The sequence below is a fragment of the Streptomyces yangpuensis genome, assembly GCF_024666385.1.
Taxonomy (GTDB): domain Bacteria; phylum Actinomycetota; class Actinomycetes; order Streptomycetales; family Streptomycetaceae; genus Streptomyces; species Streptomyces yangpuensis.
This window is the reverse complement of the sequence record NZ_CP102514.1, coordinates 4,598,145-4,621,391: the sequence shown is the minus strand read 5'-3', so window position 1 is coordinate 4,621,391 and position 23,247 is coordinate 4,598,145. Positions and strand designations below refer to the sequence as shown.

The following is a 23,247-nucleotide window of genomic DNA, read 5'->3' as shown; positions in this document are numbered from 1 at the left end:
GAAGAGAGCCCACGGCCATGCCTTCCTCCCCGGCCAATTCCGATCTGCCCGTGCAGGCCGAAGCGCCCGCCGGAGCCGGTCTCCTCGACGCGCTCCAGCACCAGGTGGCGGTTTTCGCCCGCCGCGCCGAGCAGACCCGTCTGGGCGGCGTGGGCCAGGCCCGCAACTCGATGGACCGCGCCGCCTACCTGCTGCTCAACCGGCTCGACCTGGAAGGCCCGATGGGCGTCAAGGCGCTCGCCGGTGGCATGGGGATCGACTCGTCCACGGTGACCCGGCAGGTCGCACCGCTGGTCGACGGGGGCCTGGTCAAGCGGACCTCGCACCCGGAGGACGGGCGGGCCGTGGTCCTCGCGCTGTCCCCGCGGGGGCTGGCGCGGCTGGAGGAGGTGCGGTCCTCGCGGCGCGAGCTCATGGCGCGGGTCACGGAGGGCTGGAGCGAGGACGAGCGCGAGTCCTTCACCGGGCTGCTGACGCGCTTCAACCTGTCGCTGTCGGAGCTGATGGCGGCCGTGACCGAAGCCGGTCCGGCCTCCTGAGCGGAGTATGTCCGTCCTCTTGACCTGACCGGTCCCACCGGCCGCACTATGTGAGCATGCGGGCGGTTGATCAACAGTCCGGCTCCTACGGGGAGTTCGAAGCCTTCGTCGCGGGTGCGGCAGGGCGGCTGCTGCATGTCGCGGTGCTGCTGACCGGTGAACCGGAGCCGGCCCGCCGGCTGCTCGCGGGCGCGCTGGCCCGTACGTACGCGCACTGGCGGCGGCTGCGCGCGGACGACCCGTACGACTTCACCCGCCACGAGCTGTGCACGGCCTTCGCCCGGACCGCCTGGCGCCACCACGGCGGGACGGGCGTGCTGGCGCGGCTGAGCCCGCAGGAGCGGCTCGTGCTGGTCCTGCGGCTCTACGAGGGGCTCGCGGAGGAGGTCACGGCGGCGCAGCTCGGGATGCCGGTGGAGCGGGTGCGCGTGCTGTGCAACCGGGCGGTGTCCCTGCTACGGGCCCGGGAGGCGGCGTGAGCGGGATTCCCGACCGGAAGGAGGCCCAGGTCAGGCGGCTCCTGGAGGGCCCGTACCCGGTGGTCCCGACGGGCCTGGCCGCGGGCGCGGCGGCCCGCGGGGACCGGCTGCTGCGGCGGCGTCGGACGTTGCGCCGGGTCGGGTGGGCGGTGCTGTTCGCTGCCGCCGTGGCTTTCGTGGTCTGGGCGTCCCTGACCCGTCCCTGGTCGGGCCCGCCGAGCGGCATCTCCCCACCCTTGGAGGGCTGGTAACCCCACCCCTCGGCTGCGCCGGGCCCACCCCCGCCCTGGCCGGGGCCATCCCAGCCGCGCCGCCACTTCGGCTTCGCCGGGGTCATCCCAGCCTCGCCGGGCAAAACTCAGCCCCGCCGGCCCACTTCGGCCTCGGCCGGGCCGCACCCGGCCTCGCCGAGCCAAACCCGGCCCCGCCGGCGTTCGAGGCGCGGGGTCTGGGGCAGCGCCCCGGGAAACCCGGCTCCCCCGGCCACCGCTGGGAGGTGCCCCCGCTCATACACCGGCGAGACCGAGATGGTGCCCCGCCGGGGCCGGGGGTGGGCCCGGCGCCCGCGGGGCAGGCGGTCAGCCCAGGGCCTGGGTGAGGTCCGCGATCAGGTCGTCGGCGTTCTCGATGCCCACCGAGACGCGGATCAGGTCCGCCGGAACCTCCAGCGCCGAGCCGGCGACCGACGCGTGCGTCATGCGGCCCGGGTGCTCGATGAGCGACTCGACGCCGCCCAGGGATTCGGCCAGCGTGAAGATCTTGGTGCGGCCGCAGACCGCGACGGCCTCCTCCTCGCCACCGGCGACCTGGAAGGAAACCATGCCGCCGAAGTTGCGCATCTGCTTGGCGGCGATCTCGTGGCCCGGGTGCTCGGGCAGGCCCGGGTAGAGGACCTTGGTGACCTTCGGGTGGCGCTGGAGCACCTCGACGATCCTGGCCGCGTTCTCCGCGTGCCGGTCCATGCGGACGGCCAGGGTCTTGATGCCCCGCAGCACGACCCACGAGTCGAACGGCCCGGCCACCGCACCCATCGCGTTCTGGTGGTAGGCCAGTTCCTCGCCGAGCGCCTCGTCCGCGGTGACCAGCGCGCCGCCGACGACGTCGGAGTGCCCGCCCATGTACTTGGTCAGCGAGTGCACGACCACGTCCGCGCCCAGCGCCAGCGGCTGCTGGAGGTAGGGCGAGGCGAAGGTGTTGTCCACGACCAGCTTGGCGCCGGCGGTCCGCGCGATGTCGGCGACGACGGCGATGTCGGTGATGCCGAGCAGCGGGTTGGAGGGGGTCTCGACCCAGATGACCTTCGTCTTCGGGGTGAGGGCGGCGCGGACGGAATCGGCGTCGGAGGTGTCGGCCACCGACCATTCCACTCCCCAGCGGGAGACGACCTTCGCGAAGAGGCGGAAGGTTCCGCCGTAGGCGTCGTTGGGGATGACCACGTGGTCGCCCGGGGAGAGCAGCGTGCGCAGCAGGCAGTCCTCGGCGGCCAGTCCGGACGCGAAGGCGAGGCCGCGGCGGCCGCCCTCCAGTGCCGCGAGGTTCTCCTCCAGCGCGGTGCGGGTCGGGTTGGCGCTGCGGCTGTACTCGTAGCCGCCGCGCAGTCCGCCGACGCCGTCCTGCTTGTAGGTGGACACCTGGTAGATCGGGGGCACGACCGCGCCGGTCTGCGGGTCGGCGGTGTTGCCCGCGTGGATCGCGCGGGTCTCGAAGCTCTGGTGCTCGTGGCTGTCGTCGCTCATGGTCCGATGCTATGCCCCGGCCCGGCGTACACCCCCCTGTTCGCCTCCCGCCCCCTCGGTCTGGTTCGCTGAAGGCATGGAGATTCTGTGGTTGCTGTTCGCGGTGCTCATGATCGTGTTCATCGTCGGACCGTACGTCCGGCGCCGGCGCGGCGGCGTCCGCCTGGTCGCGCCGGGCAGCCCTGACGCGGCCGACCCGGCGAACTACGGATTCGACCGGCAGGAGGACCTCGACATCCGCCTCCCCGGACCCGACCAGGACCTGATCGACGCGCTCGACAACGTGCGGCGCACCGGGCAGTGGCAGGCGGCCTCGCAGCTGCTCGCCGGGACCCCGCGGGAGGGTGAGGTGCGCTGGCAGCGCGTCCAGGCCTTCGGCGGCTCGGCGGCGCTGGAGCTGGTGGCGCAGCCCGGGGTGGGCGCGCAGTGGCTGAAGGCGTGGCGGCTGGAGGCGGACAAGGACGCCGGTGGCGCGCAGGTGCACGCGGAGCTGCTGGTGCAGCAGGCGTGGCGGCATTCGGGCGGTGTCGGGGCGGAGGACCACCGGATCATCCTGGAGGAGGCCCGGGAGGCGTGCCGCAAGGCCGCGCTGCTGGCTCCGGGGGACCCGGTCCCCTACATCACGGAGCTGTCGATCGCCCGGGGTCTGGCGTACCCGGAGGCGGAGTTCGACGAGCTGTGGGCGAAGGTCATCGACCGGGCGCCGGAGCACATGGGCGCGCACCTGGCGGCGCTGCACTACTGGTGCGCGAAGTGGCACGGCTCGCGGGAGAAGGCCGACGCCTTCTCGCACGCGGCGGCGGCGCGTGCCCCGCAGGGCTCGCTGCTGGCGGCGCTGCCGCTGTTCGCGCTGTACGAAAACCTGCCGGACGTGATCCTGAGCGGCGGCTTCTACCGGAGCGAGGCCGTGACGCGGGCGGTGGGCGGCGCGCTGTACGCGGTGCACACGGCCCGCCCGGACGACCCGATGCTGGCGCACGTACGGCACCTGCTGCTGCTGTTCCTGGTCAACATGGAGCGGTGGGCGGAGGCGATGGAGCAGGTCCGGCACGTGGACGGCTATGTCGGCGCCCTGCCGTGGTCGGCGGCCGAGGACCCGGCGGCGCAGTACGCGGTGTACCGGGCGCTGGCGGTGGCGGGCTACGAGGCCAACGGCGGCTCCCCGGCGACACTGCCGCAGTAACGGTCACCCTCCCGGCACCGTGCCGGTGGCCCCGGCGGGTGGCACTCCACCCCTGCCGGGACCACCGGCAATCCACCGGGAATCCGCCGGCCCGCCCGCCGCGCACGCGCGCCGGAAGAGCGGTGCGGCCACCAGGCCCTACCCGCGGGTACCCCCACGACCAGCGGCGACGAGCGGTGAATAAGGTTGCCGTAAACAATCTCTGAGCCGCATCATGCGGCGTGGCGGCCATCGACCCCCGCCACGCGTCTCAGCACCGAAACACCGCTCTTCTTCATCCCGTGGGGGGATCTGTCCAATATGGGCGCTTCTTTGCGCGCCGTGCGCGCGCTCGTCCTGCTCGCAGGCTTCTACCTGCTCGGCGTCATCCTGCTCGCCGCCCTCGTCGGCATCGACTTCGCCGTCGTCACCAAGCTGCACGGCCCGGTCGCCTTTAAGATCATCATCGTGTCGGTCGTCCTCGCCGTCCCGATCGTCCGTGGCCTGTTCATGCTTCGCACCCCCAAGGGCGAGCCGCCGGCCGGGGTCACCGTCACCGAGGCGCAGGAGCCCGTGCTGTGGCAGACCGTGCGCGAGGTCGCGCAGCAGGTCGGCACCCGCGCCCCCGACGAGATCGTGCTGATCGACGAGGTGAACGCGGCCGTCGCCGAGGACGCCCGGCTGCTGGGCCTGCGGCCCGGGACCCGCCGCCTCTACCTCGGCCTGCCCCTGATGACGGGCCTGGACGAGATGCAGCTGCGCGCCGTGCTCGCCCACGAGATGGGCCACTACGCCAACTTCGACACCCGGCTCACCCCGCTGATCGCCCGCGGCCGCGCCCAGCTGATCCGGACGATCGGCCACTTCCACGAGCGCGCCGACAACAAGGTCGCCAAGGAGCGGGCCCGCCAGGAGAAGCGGGACGAGAAGCGGCTCGCCAAGGGCAAGGACGCCAAGGGCGTCGACACCGCGGGCCAGGGCGCGACGTACCGCGCCATGGCCAAGATCTACATGGCGTACGGCAACTTCTACATGCGGGCCACGCACACCGCCGGCCGCCGTCAGGAACTCGCCGCCGACCTCGCCTCGGTACGCGTCGCCGGCCGCGACTCCGCCGCCTCGGCGCTGCGCGAGCTGAACGCCCTCGACTCCGCGCACGGCTTCTACATGAGCTCCTACGCCACCCTCGGCGTCGGCGCCGGTCTGCTGCCCCGCCCCGGCGAGGTCTTCGGCGGCCTGCGCAAGCTGCTCGACGCCCGTGCGGAGGAGCTGGACGGGCTGCGCCGGGACCTGTCGACCGAGCCCGTCTCCCCGTACGACTCGCACCCCCCGCTCGCCGAGCGAGTCGCCCGTATCGAGGCTCTGCCCGACGACGGCCGCGCCGGGCAGAGCGCCCGCCCCGCCCTGGAGCTGCTGACCGACGCGGGTGCCGCGCTGGCCGCGCTGGAGCAGGCCGTCCTCACCCCGGAGGCCCTGGGCCTGCGGCGGATGGACTGGGAGGACCTGGTCCACGAGTCGATGACGCGGTACGTCGGCCAGGGCGCGGAGGAGATCCGTGAGACCTTCGCCGCCGAGGGCGCCGGCCCCGGGTTGCCCGCCCTCCTCGACGCGGTCGACGCCGACCCGGCGGTGCGCTGGCGCATCGCCGACCGCTTCCCGAAGTCGGAGGAGGCCGCGGCCGCCACGGGCCGCACGGCCCGCGAGTTCGCCCGCCCGGTGGTCCGGCGCGCCCTGAACCAGCTGGTCACCGTGGAGCTGACCGGCCGGGGCCAGGCCCGCTGGCAGCTGTCGTGGTCCGACTCGGCCGCCCTGCACTACCCGTCCGAGGGCTTCGAGGAGCAGCTCCGTCTGGCCCTGGACGCGGTCGTCGCCGACGTGCCCGACACCGAACCCCTGCGAAAGCTGGTGCTGGCCCCGTGATCGGTCTGTACATCCTCGGCGCCATGCTGCTGTTCGGCGCGTTCAAGGTGCTGCGCGGCGTCTACTACATCCGCAAGGCGAAGCGGCTGGAGGCGGAGGTGGCCGCCCTGGAGGGCCGCACCGTGGCCTCCGACGGCCGCACCGCCGCCGCCAAGGCCGAGCAGAAGGCGCAGCAGGCCGCCGCGGTCGTCGCGCTGGGCTTCGTGGCCGAGGAGGACCTCGACACCGACAACGCCCTGCCCGTCCCGCCCGAGCGCAAGGCCGCGCTCGACGCGGTCCGCGCCGGCGACTGGGAGGCGGGAGCCGCGTACGTCGAGGCGTGCGGGACGGACTGGGAGGAGCGCTGGCAGCGCGTCCGCGCCCTGGCCGAGGTGGCGGCCGAGGACGACGCCTGGCTGCTGGCCTGGCGCGCGGCCCGGCCGGCCGACCCGTCCGCGGCCCTGGTGAACGCCGACACGGGCGTCCTGGTGGCCTGGAACGTACGGGGCTCCGCGCGGGCCAGCCACACCACCCAGGAGCAGTTCCGGATCTTCCACGAGCTGTTGGCCAAGGCGCAGGAGCAGGCGTGGGAGGCCCAGCGGCTGGCGGACCCCGCGGACCCGGTTCCGTACATGGTGGAGCAGTCCGTCAGCCTGGGCCTCGGGTACCCGCACGAGCAGTACCGGCGGCTGTGGTCACAGATCACGAAGCGTGACCCGAAGAACCTGTCGGCCCACACCAACGCCATGCAGTACTGGAGCCAGAAGTGGCGCGGCTCGCACGAGCGGGCGCTCGCCTTCGCCCGCGAGTGCGCCGCCGGGGCCGAGCCGGGTGAGCTGCTGTCCGCGCTGCCGCTCATCGCCTACGTCGAGCAGGAACTGCACGAGTCGGACCTCGAGCCGGAGACCTTCTTCAAGGAGCCGGAGGTCGCCGCGGCGGTCGATGCGGCCCTCGTGGACCTGGCGGCGGCCGATCCGGACGACTGGCGGACGGTCCGGCTGCGCCACCTGCTCGCCTGGTTCCTGTTCTGGCAGGACCGGGACGCGGAGGCGGTCGAGCAGTTCCGCCACATCGACGGACACATCGGGGCGATGCCCTGGTACTACTGGCCGAAGTCCCGCTACGTGCACGCACGGGACTGGGCGGTGCGCGTGGTCACGCCCGGTATGGAACCGTGACCACGCGCGGAGGGCGGGCCGGGGAATCCCCGCCCGCCCTCCGCGCGTTGTCCCTCCCACAAGGAGGGAATCCATGTTCTCGTACCGCCGTACGCCCGAGCTCCCCACCCGCGAGGAGGCCCTGACGGGCCGCGCGGAGCCGCTGTTCGCCCTTCCCGAGAAGCACACCGTGCTCGGCAACCCGCTGGCCGGCCCCTATCCGGCGCACCTGGAGGTCGCCGACTTCGGGCTGGGCTGTTTCTGGGGCGCGGAGCGCAAGTTCTGGCAGACCCCAGGGGTGTGGACCACGCTGGCCGGCTACCAGGGCGGCTTCACGGAGAATCCGACGTACGAGGAGGTGTGCTCGGGCCTGACCGGCCACACCGAGGTCGTCCGCGTGGTCTTCGACCCCGCACAGGTCTCCTACGCGGCCCTGCTCAAGCTGTTCTGGGAGTCCCACGACCCCACGCAGGGCTTCCGCCAGGGCAATGACGTCGGCACCCAGTACCGCTCGGCGGTCTACACGCACTCCCCCGCCCAGCAGGCGACGGCGGAGGCCTCCCGTACCGCCTACCAGCAGGTCCTGGGCTCCTCGGGCTACGGGCAGATCACCACGGCGGTGCTGCCGGCGGCCGAGCGCCCCTTCTGGCCTGCGGAAGCGGCCCACCAGCAGTACCTGGACAAGAACCCGGGCGGCTACTGCGGCATCGGCGGCACGGGCGTCTCCTGCCCGATCGGTGTGGCCGCGGCCCCCGGGGAATGAGACACCCGCTCCCGGACCCGGCGGGCCCACCGGCCTGCCGGGCCGGCCGGTGGGCGGACGCCCTCAGATCGTCGAGGTGTCGATCACGAAGCGGTAGCGGACGTCACTGGACAGGACGCGTGCGTAGGCCTCGTTGATCCGGTCGGCGTCGATGAGTTCGATCTCCGCGCCCAGGCCGTGCTCAGCGCAGAAGTCCAGCATCTCCTGGGTCTCGGCGATCCCGCCGATCATCGATCCGGCGAGGGTCTTGCGGCCGCCGATGACGGAGAAGAGGTTCAGGGAGACGGGCTCCTCCGGGGCGCCCACGTTCACCAGCGCGCCGTCGACCTTCAGCAGGCCCAGGTAGGCGTCCAGGCCGAGCGGGGCCGAGACGGTGGACAGGACCAGGTCGAAGCTCCCGGCGAGCTCCTCGAAGACGGCCTCGTCCGCGGTGGCGTGGAAGTGGGTGGCGCCCAGCCGCCGGCCGTCGGCCTCCTTGCGGAGGGTCTGCGACAGTACGGTGACCTCCGCGCCCAGCGCGTGCGCCAGCTTCACGCCCATGTGGCCGAGGCCCCCGAGGCCGACGACCGCGACCTTCTTGCCCGGGCCCGCCTGCCAGTGCTTCAGCGGCGAGTAGAGGGTGATGCCGGCGCACAGCAGCGGGGCGGCCTCGGCGAGGCCGAGGCCGTCGGGGATGCGGACGGCGTAGTTCTCGTCGACGACGAGCCGGGTCGAGTAGCCGCCGTAGGTGGGCTCGCCGTTCCGGTCGAGGGCGTTGTAGGTGCCGGTCGCGCCCTGCACGCAGTGCTGCTCGCGGCCGCTGCGGCAGTACTCGCACTCGCGGCAGGAGTCAACCAGGCAGCCGACGCCCACCCGGTCCCCGACGGTGAACCGGGTGACGTCCGCGCCGACTTCGGCGACGACCCCGGCGATCTCGTGGCCGGGGACCATGGGGTAGATGCCCTCGCCCCATCCGTCGCGCGCCTGGTGGATGTCGGAGTGGCAGATCCCGGCGTACTTGATGTCGATGAGGACGTCGTGGGGGCCGACGGGGCGGCGCGGGACGGTGGTGCGCTCCAGCGGGGCTCCCGGCGCGGGCGCGGCGTACGCAGCGACCCGGGCGTACGGGGTGGCGGTGGCCTCGGTGGCGGTGGCGGTGGCGGACATGGGGTGCGTACTCCTCGAAGCCGTGGTCTCTGCGGTACGCCCCACACTGCCGGTCTCCCGCGCCGGCACCCATCCCCCTGTGCTTCCTAGGACTGGCGAACCTACTACTGGCGGGGTCAGGCTGACGCCCCCCGGGCGGCGTCCGGCCCGGCGATACTGGGCGGCATGGACCAGCTTGATCAGCGAGCGTGCCTGGGCGAGTTCCTCCGCTCCCGCCGCGCACGGCTGCGCCCGGAGGACGTGGGGCTGACGGACTACGGGCGCCGCCGGCGCGTACCGGGGCTGCGCCGTGAGGAACTGGCACAGCTGGCGGGGGTGTCGGTCGCTTACTACACGCGGCTGGAGCAGCGCGACGGGCACAACGTGTCGGCGGAGGTGCTGGACGCCATCGCGCGGGCCCTGCGGCTGGACGGCACCGAGCGGGCGCACCTGATGGATCTGGCGCGGCCGAAGGCGCGCAGGCGCCGCCAGAGCCGGCGGCCCCAGCAGGTCCGGCCCGCACTGCGCACGCTGATGGACGCGATGGACGGCGTACCGGCGTACCTGGTGGGGCACCGGCAGGACGTCATCGGCTGGAACCGGCTGGCGGCTGCGCTCTTCGGGGACTTCGGAGCGCTCCCCGCGGCGGAACGCAACCTGGTCCGGCTGATGTTCCTGGACCCGGCCACCGCCGAGCTGTACGGGGAGTGGGAGTGCCAGGCCTGCTGGGTCGTCAGCAACCTGCGGCTGTACGCGGGCCAGCACCCGGACGACGAGCAGTTGTCGGCGCTGGTCGGGGAGCTGTCGGTGAAGAACGAGGAGTTCCGGCGGCTGTGGGCGGCGCACACCGTGGCGGACAAGACGCACGGGGTGAAGCTGCTGAGGCATCCGCTCGTCGGCGAGATGCGCCTGTCCTTCGAGACGCTGACGCTCCCCGACGACCCGACGCAGGCCCTGGTCACCTTCCACGCGGAGCCGGGCTCGGCCTCCGAGGACGCCCTGCGCCTGCTGGCGTCCTGGGACGCGCAGCGGGCCGCCGAGCAGGCCGCCGGGGCGGCTGCCGGGCCCGCGGCCGGGCAGGAGGCCGTCCCGGCAGTCGCGGAGGACGCCGAGCGGGACGCGGCTACAGCTTGATCTGGTAGATGCCCACACCGCGCTCCCGCCGGTATCCGAGCGCCTCGTTGACCGCCCGCATGGGGCCGTTCTCGTCGGCCACCGTGGTGGCGATGCGGCGCAGCCTCGGGTGGCGCGCGGCGGCCTGCGCGGCCATGTGCGCCTTCACGGCCTGTCCGAGGCCGTGGCCGCGGTGGGCGGGTACGACCACGGTGTCGTACTGGACGGCGCTCGTGCCCTCGGGATCCGGCAGGACGATCTCCGTGTACGCCGCCACCTCGCCCCCGGGGGTGACCGCCGCGACCGTGATCATCTCGCCGCCCCGGTCGAGGACCAGCTGCTGGAGGGTGTGCAGCCGCTCGGGAGTCCAGGTCTGGATCCGCTCGTCCATGTCGCCGGTCGGCGCGTCCTCCATGGCCGCGTGGGCGGCGGCCGCGGCCGGCGCCCACGCGTCCGGGACGAGGCCGTGCCAGGTGTGGAACGCGTAGCCGGGCGGGGCCTGGGCCGGTACGGGCACGGCGGCCGGGATCTCCTGTGCGTACCAGGCCATCGGCAGGACGTTCGCGAGGCCCATCGCCTCCGCGAAGGCCTGGCCGGGGCCGCCGAGGTCGAGCATGACCGCGACCGAGGTCCGGCCGTCCGCGAGGAGTTCCTCGCGGACCCGCTCCCACAGGGCGGTGCCGACGCCCCGGCGCCGGGCCTCGGGGCGCACGGTCAGCACGTCCAGGAACGCGGTGTGTGTGTTGCCCTCCTCCGTGAACAGGAGCAGGGCGGCCACGCCGTCGCTGCCGCCCTCGCCGGCCGTCCACAGCACGGGCCGGCCGCGCGCCGGCGTCACGCGCAGCCGTCCGGCGACCTCCACCCGGGAGGGCGGGGGCAGGTGGGGCAGGTCGGCGGCCGCGGCCTCGGTGAGGACCGCCAGCCAGGCGTCCACCTCGGTGTCGGACGGGGGCTGGGCGAGGGGGGTGATCATCATGGCCCCGACCTTAGGGATCGCTCCGGCGCGCCGCCCAGGGGTTTTCGGCCGTCGTGCGGCCGTCGTGCGGTGCTCGTGGAGCCGTCGTTCGGTCCTCGTGCGGTCCTCGTGCGGTCCTCGTGCGGTCCTCGTGCGGAGCGGCCGGGACGACGAACGGCGGGGAACCCGTGGAGTTCCCCGCCGTTCGTGGTGGTACAGGCCCGCGGCCCGGCGTGCCGGGTGTCAGGCGGCCGAGCCGGCCTTCCAGTCGGCCCAGTTCATGTTCCAGCCGTTGAGGCCGTTGTCCGGCTTGATGGTCTTGTCCGGGGAGTTGATCACCGTGACGACGTCGCCGATGAGCGAGTTGTCGTAGAACCACGCGGCCGGCTGGTTGGGGTCGCCCGCGCCCTTGACGTCGTTCAGGCCCACGCAGCCGTGGCTGGTGTTGGCGGTACCGAAGATCGAGTCCGCACCCCAGTAGTTGCCGTGGAGGAAGGTCCCGGAGTTCGACAGGCGCATGGCGTGCGGTACGTCCTTGATGTCGTACTCGCCCTTGCCGTCGGCGTCCGTGAAGCCCACGGTGGCGCCGTTCATGCGGGTCTCCTTGAACTTCTCGGAGATCACCATCTGACCGTTGTAGGTCGGGTTGGCCGGGGCGCCCGCGGAGATCGGGATGGTCTTGATGACCGCGCCGTCCCGGGTGACCGTCATCTTCTTCGTCTTCGCGTCGACCGTGGAGACCTGGCTGCGGCCGATCTTGAAGGTGACGGTCTTGCTCTGGACGCCCTGGACGCCGGGAGCGCCCTGGACGCCCTCCAGCGCCAGCTTCAGCGTGACGGTGGAGCCCGCCTGCCAGTACTGCTCGGGGCGGAAGTCCAGGCGCTGGGCGCTGAACCAGTGCCCGACGACCTCCTGGCCGCTGCTGGAGGAGACCGTGATGCCCGCCTGGACGGCCTTCTTGTCCTTGATCGCCTTGTTGAAGGTGATCGAGACCGGCATGCCGACGCCGACGGTCTGGCCCTCCTCCGGCACGAAGGAGGCCACGAAGCTGTTCTCCGGGGAGACGGTCGTGAAGGAGGCGTTCTCGTGCGCCTCCTTGCCGTCCGCGTCCTTGGCAGTCGCCGACAGGGCGTACTTGGTCGAGCGCTTCAGCGCACCCTTGGGCTTCCAGCTCTTGCCGTCGGCGGCTATGTCGCCGGCCACGGCCGCGCCCTCGCTCGTCTTCAGCTCGACCTTGGTCAGCGTGCCGTCGGTGACGGCGACGTTGGCCGCGTCGTTGAGGCCGACATTGGTCGCGCCGTCCTTCGGGGCTATGGTGATCTTGGCCTTCGAGGTGTCCTTGGCCGCTGCCGCGTCCACGTCCGCCTGGGACTTGCTGGCCTCCCCGTTGCCCTTCGGGTCCCCGCCGCCCTCGTCGCCGCTGCACGCCGAGAGCACCAGTACGCCGCCGAGCACGACGGATATGGCCGCCAGGGACCTTCTCCGCCGCTTGCTGTCCGTCCTCACACGCCACTCCATCGTTGCCGGAAACCCCGAGACCGCCGTCTCGGGGTTGGCCCGCCGGGGGACGCAGCCCCCGCCTGGTCCTGACAACGCGTTAACGGCGCCGGCCGGTTCCACATTCCGTTGGGATGTGGGCAACCACACGGTCAGGCGTTGTCGGGTTCTTCGTCGAAGTCCCCATCTTCCTCGTCGAGGTCCCACTCCATCGACTCGGGGTCGTATTCGACGGGCTCGCTGCTCCAGGATGCCTGTGCGAGTTCCACCCCGGGGATGTCCAGGACCAGGTCGGTGGGGTCGACGAGGTAGGCCAGCGCCTCCGATTCGTCCTCCCGGACGGCGGCTTCCGCATGGCTGCGTTCCTCGTCCGGCATGAACTCGTCGGCCTTGATGTGGTCGAGTGCCGCACCCGTGAGTGCCTGGGCGTCCGGCACTTCAAGCACCAGATCCACCCGAAGTCGTACATATCGTGATGTCTCAGAAGGGTTCATAGGACGGAGAGTAAGCCCGGAGAAGCCCTGACTTTCCCACGACCCGCCCCTTTCCGTAGCATCACCGCACACGGCCAATTCGCTGCTGCCACAAGGGGGATCGCACCGTGTCCGCACGCCGACCGCTGCTCACCGCTCTCGGAGCGACCACCCTCCTCGCCGCCCTGTGGTTCGTGCCCTCGGCGGGCGCGACCGCCCCGGAAGCGGCGGAGGGGACCTCCGCCGTACCCGCGGGCGCGAACGCCGCGGAGGCGGCCGACGGGGCGGCTCCCACCGGGACGATCACGGGCTCGGCGCCTTCCGCTTCGGGCGCGCGGGCGCAGTCCCTCTCGCTCGCGGACACCGGTTCCGTCGACACCGCCCCCTATCTCCTGGGCGGCACCTTCTGCCTGGGCGTCGGGGCCGCCTTCGTGGCCTTCTCGGTACGCCGCTCCCCCGGCGCGTAGAGCGCCCCGTACGACCGCGGAGGCAACGCGAAGGCACCCCTACAACGGCGAAGGGCCGCCCCGGGATCTCTCCCGGGGCGGCCCTTCGGCCGTGCGGCGCGGGCGCTCGTCGTCAGGCGAGCGGACCCGTCACCGGCTCCACCGCGGCGAGCAGCCCGCCCGTACGGACGAACGCGTCGGCGGCGGCCAGGTCGGGGGCGAGGAAACGGTCCGGCCCGGGGCCCTGCACGCCCGCCTCGCGGGCGGCGGCGATCGCGGCCAGGCTGGCCGGGGCGGCCGTCAGGCCGTGGCGCAGCTCGATGGCGCGGGTGGCCGCGTACAGCTCGATGGCGATGATCCGCGTCAGGTTGTCGACGGCGGTACGCAGCTTGCGCGCGGCCGACCAGCCCATCGAGACGTGGTCCTCCTGCATGGCGGAGGAGGGGATCGAGTCGGCCGAGGCCGGCACCGCGAGCCGCTTCATCTCGCTGACCAGGGCGGCCTGCGTGTACTGGGCGATCATCAGACCGGAGTCGACGCCGGCGTCGTCCGCGAGGAACGGCGGCAGGCCGTGGCTGCGGTTCTTGTCGAGCAGCCGGTCGGTGCGCCGCTCGGCGATGGAGCCGAGGTCGGCCGCGGCGATGGCGAGGAAGTCCAGGACGTAGGCGACCGGGGCGCCGTGGAAGTTGCCGTTGGACTCCACCCGGCCGTCGGGCAGCACCACCGGGTTGTCCACGGCGGAGGCCAGCTCGCGCGAGGCGACCAGGGCGGCGTGCGCCATGGTGTCGCGGCCGGCGCCGGCGACCTGCGGGGCGCAGCGCACGGAGTACGCGTCCTGCACGCGCGGCGCGGACTCCTCCTGGAAGTGTCCGGTCAGGCCGGAGCCCTTCAGCACGGCGGCCATGTTGGCGGCGGAGGCGCCCTGGCCGGGGTGCGGGCGGATGGCGTGCAGCTCGGGCTGGAGGACCTTGTCGGTGCCGAGCAGCGCCTCCAGGGTGAGGGCGGCGGTGATGTCGGCGGACTTGTAGAGCCGGTCGAGGTCGGCGAGGGCCATGACCAGCATGCCGAGCATGCCGTCGGTGCCGTTGAGGAGGGCGAGGCCCTCCTTCTCGCGGAGTTCGACGGGCTCGATGCCGTGCTCGGCGAGCAGCTCGCCGGCGGGGCGGACGGTGCCGTCGGGGCCCTCGGCGTCGCCCTCGCCCATCAGCGCGAGTGCGCAGTGGGACAGCGGCGCCAGGTCGCCGGAGCAGCCCAGGGAGCCGTACTCGTGGACGACCGGGGTGATCCCGGCGTTGAGCACGTCGGCCATGGTCTGCGCCACGGAGGGGCGCACCCCGGTGTGGCCGGAGGCGACGGTCTTCAGGCGGAGGAACATCAGCGCGCGGACCACCTCGCGCTCGACGCGCGGGCCCATGCCGGCGGCGTGCGAGCGGACGATGTTGCGCTGGAGCTGGGCGCGCAGCTCGGGACTGATGTGCCGGGAGGCGAGGGCGCCGAACCCGGTGGACACCCCGTAGACGGGTTCGGGCTTGGCGGCCAGCGCGTCGACGATCTCGCGGGCGCGGGCGAGTGCGTCGAGCGCCTCGCCGGACAGCTCGACCCGTGCGTTGCCGCGGGCAACGGCGATGACGTCCTCGGCGGTGGTACCGGACGTCCCCACCACGACAGTGTGCATATCCATATTCAGCACCCTACGGATTGAATCGCTGTATGTCACTAGCTGGAACTGTCACGATCGGGCAGCCGCTGTACCCCTTACGGATCGACGCGTCGGGCATCCGGGCGCACGGTCACTGGCGGCCGCGGAAGCGCCGCCGCTCCCCCGGAGCCTCCTGGGCGGCGGCGTCCGCCAGCCGGACCACTGCCGTGTCCCGGCCCGCCACCACCGGACCGGCCGAACGGGCGGCCTTGGCCTTGTACTGGGCGGCGTCCGCGAGCCGGAAGAGCCGCCTGGAGGACTTCACCGGCCCGATCGGGTCCCCGGTGGAGGCCACCCCGCAGGCCACGCCCTCGCCCAGTTCCAGCTCGGCGGCGCGCGCGCACAGCTCCTCGCCGACCCGGACGACGTCGTCCGCCGACGGCCCGACCCCGACCAGGCAGAACTCGTCACCGCCCAGGCGCGCCACCAGCGCGCCCGGCAGTATGGCCCCGCACAGGCTCAGCACCGACCCGAACCGCTCCAGCAGCCGGTCGCCCATGGCGTGCCCGAGGGTGTCGTTGACCTTCTTCAGGCCGTTCAGGTCACAGACGACGAGGCTGACGACGACGCCGGTCCGCCGGTGCTCCTCCAGGGCCTCGTCCAGGCGCATGTCGACCGCCCGGCGGTTGGCGAGCCCGGTCAGCGGATCGGTGAAGGCGAGCCTGCGCGCCTCCTCCAGTCGCTCGTTCTGCGCGAGGCCGGCCGCGACCACGGCGGCGAGCACGGTGGCGAACTCCGCGTCGTCGCCGTCGAAGTCGGGCAGCCCCTCGTCCCGGGCGACGTACAGCTCGCCCCAGGCCCGGCCGCTGAGCACGACGGGCGCGACCACGCACGTACCGCGGCCGCGGCGGCGCAGGGCCTCGCCGCGCCGCCCCGGCCGGTCCCCGACGGCACTCTCGACCCAGGCGTGCGGGCCGCCGCCGCCCACCCACCGCTCGTGCAGGAATTCGGTGATCTCGGGGAAGTCGTGCACCGGGTAGGACTCGTCCTCGGGGAACTCCTCCTCGCCCGCCCGCCGCTCGCCCTCGTTGACGAGCACCCGCAGGCACCCCCGCTCCCGCTCCCACGCGGAGATCGCGGCGAACGAGCCGTCCATCGCCAGGCGCGCACCCCGCGCGGCCGCACGCACACTGTCGCGCGGCGTGCTCGCCGCGGCCATCGCCTGGGCGAGGCCCACCACGGCTCGCAGCCGCCCGTCAGCTCCCATCACCCCAGGTTAGGGAGTTTTGTAGGATTTTGAGATAAATGGCGCGAGTTTCGACGCACTCAAGCTCGCCGCAGGCCGACCCGAGGCGCCGCCCCGGCCGGCCGGGCCGGGCGCGAAGCCCGGCCCGGCCCGGCGCCTACTCCCCCGGCCAGTTCGGCGTGCGCTTCTCGTTGAAGGCCGCCACGCCCTCCGCACGGTCACCGGAGAAGGCGACCGTCCGCCAGGCGGCGTCCTCGATCTCCAGCCCGGCCGCCAGGTCCATCCCGTGCCCCAGCCGCAGCGCGCGCTTGGCGGCCCGCAGGCCCACCGGCGAGTTCGCGGCCATCCGCGACGCCAGGGCCAGCGCCTCGGCCCTGTCCTCGCCCGCCGGCACCACGGAGTCCACCAGCCCCAGGGAGAGCGCCTCGGCGGCCTCCACCCGGCGCGCGGTGAAGATGAGCTCGGCGGCCCGCGCCGCGCCCACCCGGCGCGGCAGCAGCTGCGTACCGCCGCCGCCGGGGATCACACCCACCGAGACCTCGGGCAGGCCGACCACCGCGGTCTCGTCGGCGACGATCACGTCGCAGGCCAGGGCCAGCTCGAAGCCGCCGCCCAGCGCGAACCCGTGCACGGCCGCGACCGTCGGCATCGGCAGCTCCAGCACGCCGCCGTAGGCGCCGCGCGTGGTGGGCCGCTGCCGCACCAGCTCGGCGTCCGACAGCGAGTTTCGCTCCTTGAGGTCGGCCCCGACGCAGAAGGCCCGCTCCGCGGCGGAGGAGAGCACGACCACCCGCACCGACCGGTCCGCGGCCAGCGCGGCGCAGGCCGCGCCGATGGCGCGGGCCATGTCGGTCGACACCGCGTTCATGGCCTTGGGGCGGTCCAGGACCAGCTCCGCGACCCCGCCCTCGTGGCGGCGCACCACCACGAACTCCGACTCGAACTCGGACGCCATAGAACCCTCCCGGTTAACGAACGTTACGTCGGGATAGTAGGCGGGCCGCCCCGCCGTCCGCGACGCCCGGCGGCTCCCGAGCCGGACCTCGGGGGGCCCACGACTCCGACCGCACCCCGGCCGCACCTTTCGACCCCGCCGGGGCCGGGTGCGTGCCGGGGCGATCCCCGCAGGGCGCCGAACGCACCGCTGCCGCGCTGTCCGGCCCCGGGAACCGTTCGGCGCCCGAGGAGACGCCCCGGCGGGCGCCCGGTCCCACCGGAGCCGGGGCCCGCGTCCCCGTCCCGGACCGGCCGGCCACGCGTACGGGCGTCCCGACCGCACCGCAATGTGCGGGCGGTGTCAGCGGCGCTTGCGGCGCGTCAGCGACCAGGGCTCGACGACGCCCAGGCCGCGCACCGGCCGCTGCCACATCGGCTGGAGGGCGAACCGGTAGGCCGCGCCCTCGTCGGGCTCCGCCTCCGCCTCCTTCTCCGACACCGGCGCCGCGCCGGTCCGGGACAGCTCCTCCGCCATCGCCCCGTCCACCAGCACGGCGTCCTTGGGGGCTATGGACGTCAGCCGGCTCGCGAGGTTCACCGTGGTCCCGAAGACGTCGCCCATCCGGGTCGTCACCGTGCCGAAGGCGATCCCGACCCGCAGCTCGGGCATCTGCGCGTCGGCCTCCATCGTCTCGATGAGCCGCAGCGCGATCTCCGCCGCCGTCGCCGCGTCGTCGGCGACGTACAGCACCTCGTCGCCGAGCGTCTTGATCAGCCGGCCGCCGTACGCGGCCACCAGGTCCGCCGCGGTCGTCTCGAAGGACTCGACCAGCTCGCCGAGCTCCTCCTCCTCCAGGCGGCGGGTCAGGCGGGTGAAGCCCACCAGGTCGGCGAAGCCCACCGCGAGCCGCCGGTCGACCATCTCCTCGTCGTCCGCGACCTGCACCACGCGTCCGGTGGCCGCCGCCAGCTGGCGCCGCCACACGTAGACGAGGAACTCCTCCAGCTCCGGCAGCAGCAGCTCGACCAGGGGGTACGTGACCTCCGTACGGGTCATCCCCGGCTCCGGCGGCTCCGTGAGCCCCTCCAGGAACGAGTCGATCTGCCACTCCGCCAGCCGCGCCGTGGTCTGCCCCGTGGACCGCGCCACCTGCACCGCCATCGGCTCCGACAGCAGCCCTGCCTCCACCAGACCGGCGAGCCGGCGCAGGGCCAGTACGTCGGCCTCCGTCAGCGCCCTGGCCTGGCCGATGTCGGCGAAGCCCATGGCCCGCCAGAAGCGGGAGGCCAGCTCCATCGACACCCCGGCGCTGCGGGCGGCCTGGAAGGGCGTGTAGCGGCGCTCGGCGCCGAGGATCAGCTGCTCCAGGCGGATCGCGAGGGGATCCGCCGTCGGCTGCACGGTGTGGTCGACCTCGTGGTGGGGAGTGTGCTGGTCGCGCCCGATCGGGGTGCCCGGACCGCTGGGCCCGGGGGCGGACGCGCCGGAGGCAGAGTCGTCGACGGTCAAGGGCCGCCTCCTGTCCATTCCGTGCGCACTGCCCTGCCGAACCGGTTGATCACCACGAGCAGCGGGATCGCCTAAACCATACGGCAGGTGTGCCGTAGCTCACTCCCCCTCCCCGGGGCGGATCCGGGCCGGGCCCGGGCTCCGCGCGGCGGCGCATGAGGCCGTACGCACCCGAAACGCGGCATTCCACGCATTCCGCCGTACGTCCGGCCTCGCCCGCGTCAGTGCACGGATCGCAGGTGGACGACGTCACCCGCCCCCACGGCCTCGTGGGTCCCTTCGGCCGTACGGATCACCAGGCGGCCATCGGTGTCGACGGCTTCGGCCGTTCCGGTGAGGGTGCGCCCGCCGGGGAGCTCCGCGCGCACATGCCGGCCGAGGGTGGCGCAGCCCGCCGCGTAGGTCTCCTGGAGGCCGCTGGCGGCCGGGTCGCCACCGGCGGCGCGCCAGTTCCCGTACCACTCCTCCAGGGAGCGCAGTACGGCCTTCAGCAGCGGCTCGCGGTCGGTGACGGTGGCCTTGGCCAGCAGCAGCGACCCGGCGGCGGGCACCGGGAGCTCCTCCTCGGTGAGGGTGACGTTGAGGCCGATCCCGACGACGATGCCGTCCGCGGTGCGCTCGGCGAGGATGCCGCCGGCCTTGCGCTCCTCGCCCTCGACGGTGACCAGCAGGTCGTTGGGCCACTTGAGCGCGGTGTCCACGCCGGCGGCCCGGGAGAGCCCGGTCGCGGTGGCCACGCCCGCCAGGAGGGTCAGCCACCCCCACTGCTCCTGCGGCACCGCGTCGCCCGGCTTGAACAGCACGGAGAAGAACAGCCCGGAGCGGGCCGGAGCGACCCAGCTCCGGTCGAGCCGGCCCCGGCCGGCGTTCTGCTCCTCGGCGACGAGCACGGCCCCCTCGGGCAGCCCGGCCGCCCGCGTGGCAAGGTCGGTATTGGTGGACCCGGTGGAGGCGACCACCTCCACGGAGGTCCACAGCCCGTCCCCGGTGACGAGGGCCCGCCGCAGCGCTGCGGCATTGAGCGGCGGCCGGTCCAGGCTCGACCAACGACCTGCGGAGGCTCCGGCTGATGCATCTGATGACATGGTCGGATTCCTTACGTCGCCGTGTGTGATCCTCTGACCCGGGCTTGTATTCGGATCTTGACTGACCCTAGCTTCCCCGCTGTGGGGAATTCTGCGGTAAAGCGGGCATTCAAGTTCCGTTTCTACCCCGACGACGCGCAGGCAACAGAGCTGTCCAAGACTTTCGGCTGCGTGCGGAAGGTCTACAACCTGGCCCTCGCGGCCCGTGCCGAAGCCCGGGACAGCCGGCAGCGCGTGGAATACGCACAGACATCGGCCATGTTGACCGCGTGGAAACGGTCCCCCGAACTGGCCTACCTGAACGAAGTGTCCTGCGTCCCCCTCCAGCAGGCACTGCGGCACCTGCAGCGGGCGTTCGTCGCGTTCCGGGACGGAAGGTCGCGCCATCCCCGGTTCAAGTCGAAGCGGAAGTCCAGGACGAGTGCCGAGTACACCCGGTCCGCCTTCCGTTTCCGGGACGGCCGGCTGACTCTCGCTAAAATGGCGCGCGCTCTGCCGATCGTGTGGTCGCGCCCACTGCCGCCCGGCGCGGTGCCGACGACCGTGACCGTGTCCCGGGACCCGGCCGGCCGCTGGTTCGTCTCCCTGCTCTTCGAGGACGATCCCGACCCGTTCCCCCGGTCCGCACAAGCAGTCGGGATCGATGCAGGGCTGACTGCACTGGTCACCCTGTCGACCGGGGAAAAGATCACCAATCCGAAGTTCGAGCGCAGGGACCGAGCACGCCTCGCTCGGGTTCAGCGGGCCCTGGCGCGCAAGGAGAAGGGCAGCAGGAACCGGGCGAAGGCGCGTACCCGAGTGGCGAGGGTCCATGCTCGGATCGCCGACCGCCGCCGGGACCACCTCCACAAGCTGACGACTCGACTCGTGCGCGAAAACCAAACGCTCGTGATCGAAGACCTCGCCGTCCGCAACATGCAGCAGAACCCGAGGCTCGCCCGCGCCATCTCCGATGCGGCCTGGCGCGAGCTGCGGAGCATGCTGGAGTACAAGACAGCCTGGTACGGGCGCGAGCTGATCACCATTGACCGGTGGCATCCCAGCTCGATGTGCGGCGCCCTCACCCGGGACGTGCCCCTGAACATCCGCGTGTGGACGTGCGCGGACTGCGGGACGGAGCACGACCGTGACGAGAACGCGGCAATCAACCTTCTGGCCGCCGGGCTGGCGGTGTCGGCCTGTGGAGCGGGCGTAGGACCCCGGCGGGCGTCAGCCACGCCGGGGCGGCGCGCGATGAAGCAGGAAAGCCCGTCCGTGAGGGCGGGAAGACTTCCCCTTAGGGAAGGCGACGAGGCCAAGCAACCCAATGTAGGTGTGTCAAACGCCGCACTGCCGAGCGCCATGCCCGCCGATACGCTACGCACCAGTAGCCAGCAGTAGTCAATCAATTGACCAGGCAGTTGACACCATGCAGGGAGCCGCGACCCCGATGTCACATCCGTCAGAGCCGATCGACATGCACACCACCGCGGGCAAGATCGCGGATCTGCAGCGCCGCATCGACGAAGCCACCCACGCCGGTTCCGCCCGCGCCGTGGAGAAGCAGCACGCCAAGGGCAAGCTGACGGCGCGTGAGCGGGTTGCCCTACTGCTGGACGAGGGTTCCTTCGTCGAGCTGGACGAGTTCGCCCGGCACCGTTCCACGAACTTCGGGCTGGAGAAGACCCGCCCCTACGGCGACGGCGTCGTCACCGGCTACGGCACGGTCGACGGCCGCCCCGTCGCCGTGTTCTCGCAGGACTTCACCGTCTTCGGCGGAGCCCTCGGCGAGACCTTCGGCCAGAAGATCATGAAGGTCATGGACTTCGCGCTGAAGACCGGCTGCCCGCTGGTCGGGATCAACGACTCCGGCGGCGCCCGCATCCAGGAGGGCGTCAGCGCGCTCGGGATGTACGGCGAGATCTTCCGCCGCAACGTCCACGCATCCGGCGTGATCCCGCAGATCAGCCTGGTCGTCGGGCCCTGCGCGGGCGGCGCCGTGTACTCGCCCGCGATCACCGACTTCACGGTGATGGTCGACCAGACCTCGCACATGTTCATCACCGGCCCGGACGTCATCAAGACGGTCACCGGCGAGGACGTCGGCTTCGAGGAGCTGGGCGGGGCCCGTACGCACAACAGCACGTCCGGCGTCGCCCACCACATGGCGGGCGACGAGAAGGACGCCATCGAGTACGTGAAGTCGCTCCTGTCGTACCTCCCGTCGAACAACCTCTCCGAGCCGCCCGCCTTCCCGGAGGAGGCCGACACCGAGGTCAGCGACACGGACCGCGAGCTCGACGTGCTGATCCCGGACAGCGCGAACCAGCCGTACGACATGCACACCGTGATCGAGCACGTGCTCGACGACGCGGAGTTCCTGGAGACGCAGTCGCTCTTCGCGCCGAACATCCTGACCGGGTTCGGCCGGGTCGAGGGCCACCCCGTCGGCATCGTCGCCAACCAGCCGATGCAGTTCGCCGGCTGCCTGGACATCGACGCCTCCGAGAAGGCGGCCCGCTTCGTGCGGACCTGCGACGCCTTCAACATCCCGGTGCTGACGTTCGTGGACGTACCGGGCTTCCTCCCGGGCACGGACCAGGAGTACAACGGAATCATCCGGCGCGGCGCCAAGCTGATCTACGCGTACGCCGAGGCAACCGTCCCCCTGATCACCGTCATCACCCGCAAGGCCTTCGGCGGCGCCTACGACGTCATGGGCTCCAAGCACCTCGGCGCCGACCTGAACCTGGCCTGGCCGACCGCGCAGATCGCCGTCATGGGCGCGCAGGGCGCGGTGAACATCCTGCACCGCCGGACCCTCGCCGAGGCCGCTCCCGAGGAGGTGGAGGCGACCCGGACCCGGCTCATCGCCGAGTACGAGGACGCGCTGCTCAACCCGTACACGGCTGCCGAGCGCGGCTACATCGACGCGGTGACCATGCCGTCCGAGACCCGCGCGCACGTGGTGAAGGGGCTGCGGCAGCTGCGTACCAAGCGGGAGTCCCTGCCGCCGAAGAAGCACGGCAACATCCCCCTCTAGTCCCTCCAGGAGGTCACCGTGGTGATCAAGGTCGTCAAGGGCAATCCGACCCCTGAGGAGCTGGCCGCCGCACTGGCGGTGGTCCAGGCGCGCGCGGCGCTGCTGGCTTCGGCGGCACCGTCGGGCGCCCCGCACGTCGCGGACGAGTGGTCGACGCCGGCCCGGGTGGCCCGGCGCAGGCTGCCGCAGCCGGGGCCGCGGGCCTGGGGCCGGACGTACTGGCCCGGATAGAGCCGGCATGTGGTGAACGCGGGGCGGCGCTTGAGTACCCGTACTCAGGCGCCGCACCGGTCCGCGGGGTCAGGATCGGAACATGCTCTGGTCCGACCCGAAGAACGAGCCGCCCAAGGACATGCGCGACGCGCAGGCGATGATCCGGCGGCTCACCGTGGTGCTCGCTCTCGCCATGCTCGTGGTGGTCTACGTCCTCGGCGTGAGCCACTTCTGAGCCGCCCGCACCCGCAT

Annotated in this window: 23 protein-coding genes; 13 read left to right on the top strand and 10 right to left on the bottom strand. The window is 72.7% G+C overall.

Annotation, left to right across the window (positions count from 1 at the left end; translation table 11 throughout):
• The first annotated feature begins 17 nt into the window (after positions 1 to 17).
• The 3 genes from NRK68_RS21270 to NRK68_RS21260 are packed head-to-tail and all read left to right on the top strand — an operon-like array spanning position 18 to position 1,269.
• Entirely contained in the window at positions 18 to 539 is a 522-nt protein-coding gene (locus NRK68_RS21270) for a MarR family winged helix-turn-helix transcriptional regulator (protein WP_183066799.1), read from the top strand.
• 56 nt (positions 540 to 595) lie between these two features.
• Positions 596 to 1,018, top strand: a complete 423-nt coding sequence (locus NRK68_RS21265) for a sigma factor-like helix-turn-helix DNA-binding protein (RefSeq protein ID WP_183066800.1) — start codon at positions 596 to 598, stop codon at positions 1,016 to 1,018.
• Complete coding sequence (locus NRK68_RS21260) at positions 1,015 to 1,269, top strand: hypothetical protein (RefSeq protein WP_257856436.1); 255 nt, start codon at positions 1,015 to 1,017, stop codon at positions 1,267 to 1,269. The genes NRK68_RS21265 and NRK68_RS21260 overlap by 4 nt, the downstream gene beginning before the upstream one ends.
• A 327-nt stretch (positions 1,270 to 1,596) precedes the next feature.
• Here NRK68_RS21260 and NRK68_RS21255 read toward each other — a convergent pair whose 3' ends face one another.
• Positions 1,597 to 2,754, bottom strand: a complete 1,158-nt coding sequence (locus tag NRK68_RS21255; protein WP_183066802.1) for a cystathionine gamma-synthase — start codon at positions 2,752 to 2,754, stop codon at positions 1,597 to 1,599.
• Positions 2,755 to 2,830: 76 nt separating this feature from the next.
• Between NRK68_RS21255 and NRK68_RS21250 the strand changes: the two genes are divergently transcribed.
• The 4 genes from NRK68_RS21250 (at position 2,831) to msrA (ending at position 7,735) form a co-directional block, all read left to right on the top strand.
• The gene (locus NRK68_RS21250) at positions 2,831 to 3,937 is read left to right on the top strand and encodes a hypothetical protein (protein WP_183066803.1); all 1,107 of its coding nucleotides are present in this window, start codon (positions 2,831 to 2,833) and stop codon (positions 3,935 to 3,937) included.
• A 300-nt stretch (positions 3,938 to 4,237) separates the two neighbouring features.
• Complete coding sequence (locus tag NRK68_RS21245; protein ID WP_257856435.1) at positions 4,238 to 5,836, top strand: M48 family metallopeptidase; 1,599 nt, start codon at positions 4,238 to 4,240, stop codon at positions 5,834 to 5,836.
• On the top strand, positions 5,833 to 6,993 hold the full coding sequence (locus NRK68_RS21240) for a hypothetical protein (protein WP_257856434.1): 1,161 nt from the start codon (positions 5,833 to 5,835) through the stop codon (positions 6,991 to 6,993). The genes NRK68_RS21245 and NRK68_RS21240 overlap by 4 nt, the downstream gene beginning before the upstream one ends.
• A gap of 73 nt (positions 6,994 to 7,066) precedes the next feature.
• Entirely contained in the window at positions 7,067 to 7,735 is a 669-nt protein-coding gene (gene msrA / locus NRK68_RS21235; protein ID WP_183066806.1) for a peptide-methionine (S)-S-oxide reductase MsrA, read from the top strand.
• Between the two features lie 63 nt (positions 7,736 to 7,798).
• Here the strand turns inward: msrA and NRK68_RS21230 are convergent, their stop codons facing one another.
• The gene (locus NRK68_RS21230; RefSeq protein ID WP_183066807.1) at positions 7,799 to 8,881 is read right to left on the bottom strand and encodes an NAD(P)-dependent alcohol dehydrogenase; all 1,083 of its coding nucleotides are present in this window, start codon (positions 8,879 to 8,881) and stop codon (positions 7,799 to 7,801) included.
• Positions 8,882 to 9,046: 165 nt separating this feature from the next.
• On the opposite strand from NRK68_RS21230, the gene NRK68_RS21225 reads away from it, so the two are divergent.
• The gene (locus tag NRK68_RS21225; protein ID WP_183066808.1) at positions 9,047 to 9,994 is read left to right on the top strand and encodes a helix-turn-helix transcriptional regulator; all 948 of its coding nucleotides are present in this window, start codon (positions 9,047 to 9,049) and stop codon (positions 9,992 to 9,994) included.
• On the opposite strand, the gene NRK68_RS21220 is transcribed toward NRK68_RS21225, so the two are convergent.
• From NRK68_RS21220 to NRK68_RS21210, 3 genes are all read right to left on the bottom strand, one after another.
• Positions 9,984 to 10,949: a GNAT family N-acetyltransferase gene (locus NRK68_RS21220; protein WP_257856433.1), complete on the bottom strand. Its 966-nt coding sequence runs from the start codon at positions 10,947 to 10,949 to the stop codon at positions 9,984 to 9,986. The genes NRK68_RS21225 and NRK68_RS21220 overlap by 11 nt on opposite strands.
• 222 nt (positions 10,950 to 11,171) lie before the next feature.
• Positions 11,172 to 12,446, bottom strand: a complete 1,275-nt coding sequence (locus NRK68_RS21215) for a L,D-transpeptidase (protein ID WP_183066810.1) — start codon at positions 12,444 to 12,446, stop codon at positions 11,172 to 11,174.
• Between the two features lie 131 nt (positions 12,447 to 12,577).
• The gene (locus NRK68_RS21210; RefSeq protein WP_030855423.1) at positions 12,578 to 12,871 is read right to left on the bottom strand and encodes a hypothetical protein; all 294 of its coding nucleotides are present in this window, start codon (positions 12,869 to 12,871) and stop codon (positions 12,578 to 12,580) included.
• A 155-nt stretch (positions 12,872 to 13,026) separates the two neighbouring features.
• Here NRK68_RS21210 and NRK68_RS21205 point away from each other — a divergent pair, with 155 nt between their 5' ends.
• Positions 13,027 to 13,365, top strand: coding sequence for a hypothetical protein (locus NRK68_RS21205; RefSeq protein WP_183066812.1), 339 nt, complete (start codon positions 13,027 to 13,029; stop codon positions 13,363 to 13,365).
• 112 nt (positions 13,366 to 13,477) lie between these two features.
• Here the strand turns inward: NRK68_RS21205 and hutH are convergent, their stop codons facing one another.
• The 5 genes from hutH to NRK68_RS21180 all read right to left on the bottom strand — a co-directional run bounded on the left by hutH (position 13,478) and on the right by NRK68_RS21180 (position 19,760).
• Complete coding sequence (gene hutH / locus NRK68_RS21200) at positions 13,478 to 15,019, bottom strand: histidine ammonia-lyase (protein WP_183067095.1); 1,542 nt, start codon at positions 15,017 to 15,019, stop codon at positions 13,478 to 13,480.
• Positions 15,020 to 15,134: 115 nt separating this feature from the next.
• Entirely contained in the window at positions 15,135 to 16,250 is a 1,116-nt protein-coding gene (locus tag NRK68_RS21195) for a GGDEF domain-containing protein (RefSeq protein WP_183066813.1), read from the bottom strand.
• Between the two features lie 136 nt (positions 16,251 to 16,386).
• A complete protein-coding gene (locus NRK68_RS21190; protein WP_183066814.1) occupies positions 16,387 to 17,184 on the bottom strand; it encodes an enoyl-CoA hydratase/isomerase family protein in 798 nt (265 codons plus the stop codon).
• Between the two features lie 342 nt (positions 17,185 to 17,526).
• Positions 17,527 to 18,675, bottom strand: a complete 1,149-nt coding sequence (locus tag NRK68_RS21185; protein WP_183066815.1) for an adenylate/guanylate cyclase domain-containing protein — start codon at positions 18,673 to 18,675, stop codon at positions 17,527 to 17,529.
• A 221-nt stretch (positions 18,676 to 18,896) separates the two neighbouring features.
• The gene (locus tag NRK68_RS21180; protein WP_183066816.1) at positions 18,897 to 19,760 is read right to left on the bottom strand and encodes a biotin--[acetyl-CoA-carboxylase] ligase; all 864 of its coding nucleotides are present in this window, start codon (positions 19,758 to 19,760) and stop codon (positions 18,897 to 18,899) included.
• Positions 19,761 to 19,841: 81 nt separating this feature from the next.
• Between NRK68_RS21180 and NRK68_RS21175 the strand changes: the two genes are divergently transcribed.
• From NRK68_RS21175 to mmpB, 4 genes are all read left to right on the top strand, one after another.
• Positions 19,842 to 21,140, top strand: a complete 1,299-nt coding sequence (locus tag NRK68_RS21175; RefSeq protein WP_257856431.1) for an RNA-guided endonuclease InsQ/TnpB family protein — start codon at positions 19,842 to 19,844, stop codon at positions 21,138 to 21,140.
• Positions 21,141 to 21,189: 49 nt separating this feature from the next.
• Positions 21,190 to 22,782 carry an acyl-CoA carboxylase subunit beta gene (locus NRK68_RS21170; protein ID WP_183066817.1) on the top strand — a complete coding sequence of 531 codons (1,593 nt, stop codon included), beginning with the start codon at positions 21,190 to 21,192 and terminating at the stop codon, positions 22,780 to 22,782.
• A gap of 18 nt (positions 22,783 to 22,800) precedes the next feature.
• A complete protein-coding gene (locus NRK68_RS21165; protein WP_183066818.1) occupies positions 22,801 to 23,013 on the top strand; it encodes an acyl-CoA carboxylase epsilon subunit in 213 nt (70 codons plus the stop codon).
• 82 nt (positions 23,014 to 23,095) lie between these two features.
• Entirely contained in the window at positions 23,096 to 23,230 is a 135-nt protein-coding gene (gene mmpB, locus NRK68_RS21160) for a morphogenic membrane protein MmpB (protein WP_257856429.1), read from the top strand.
• Positions 23,231 to 23,247: the final 17 nt, after the last annotated feature.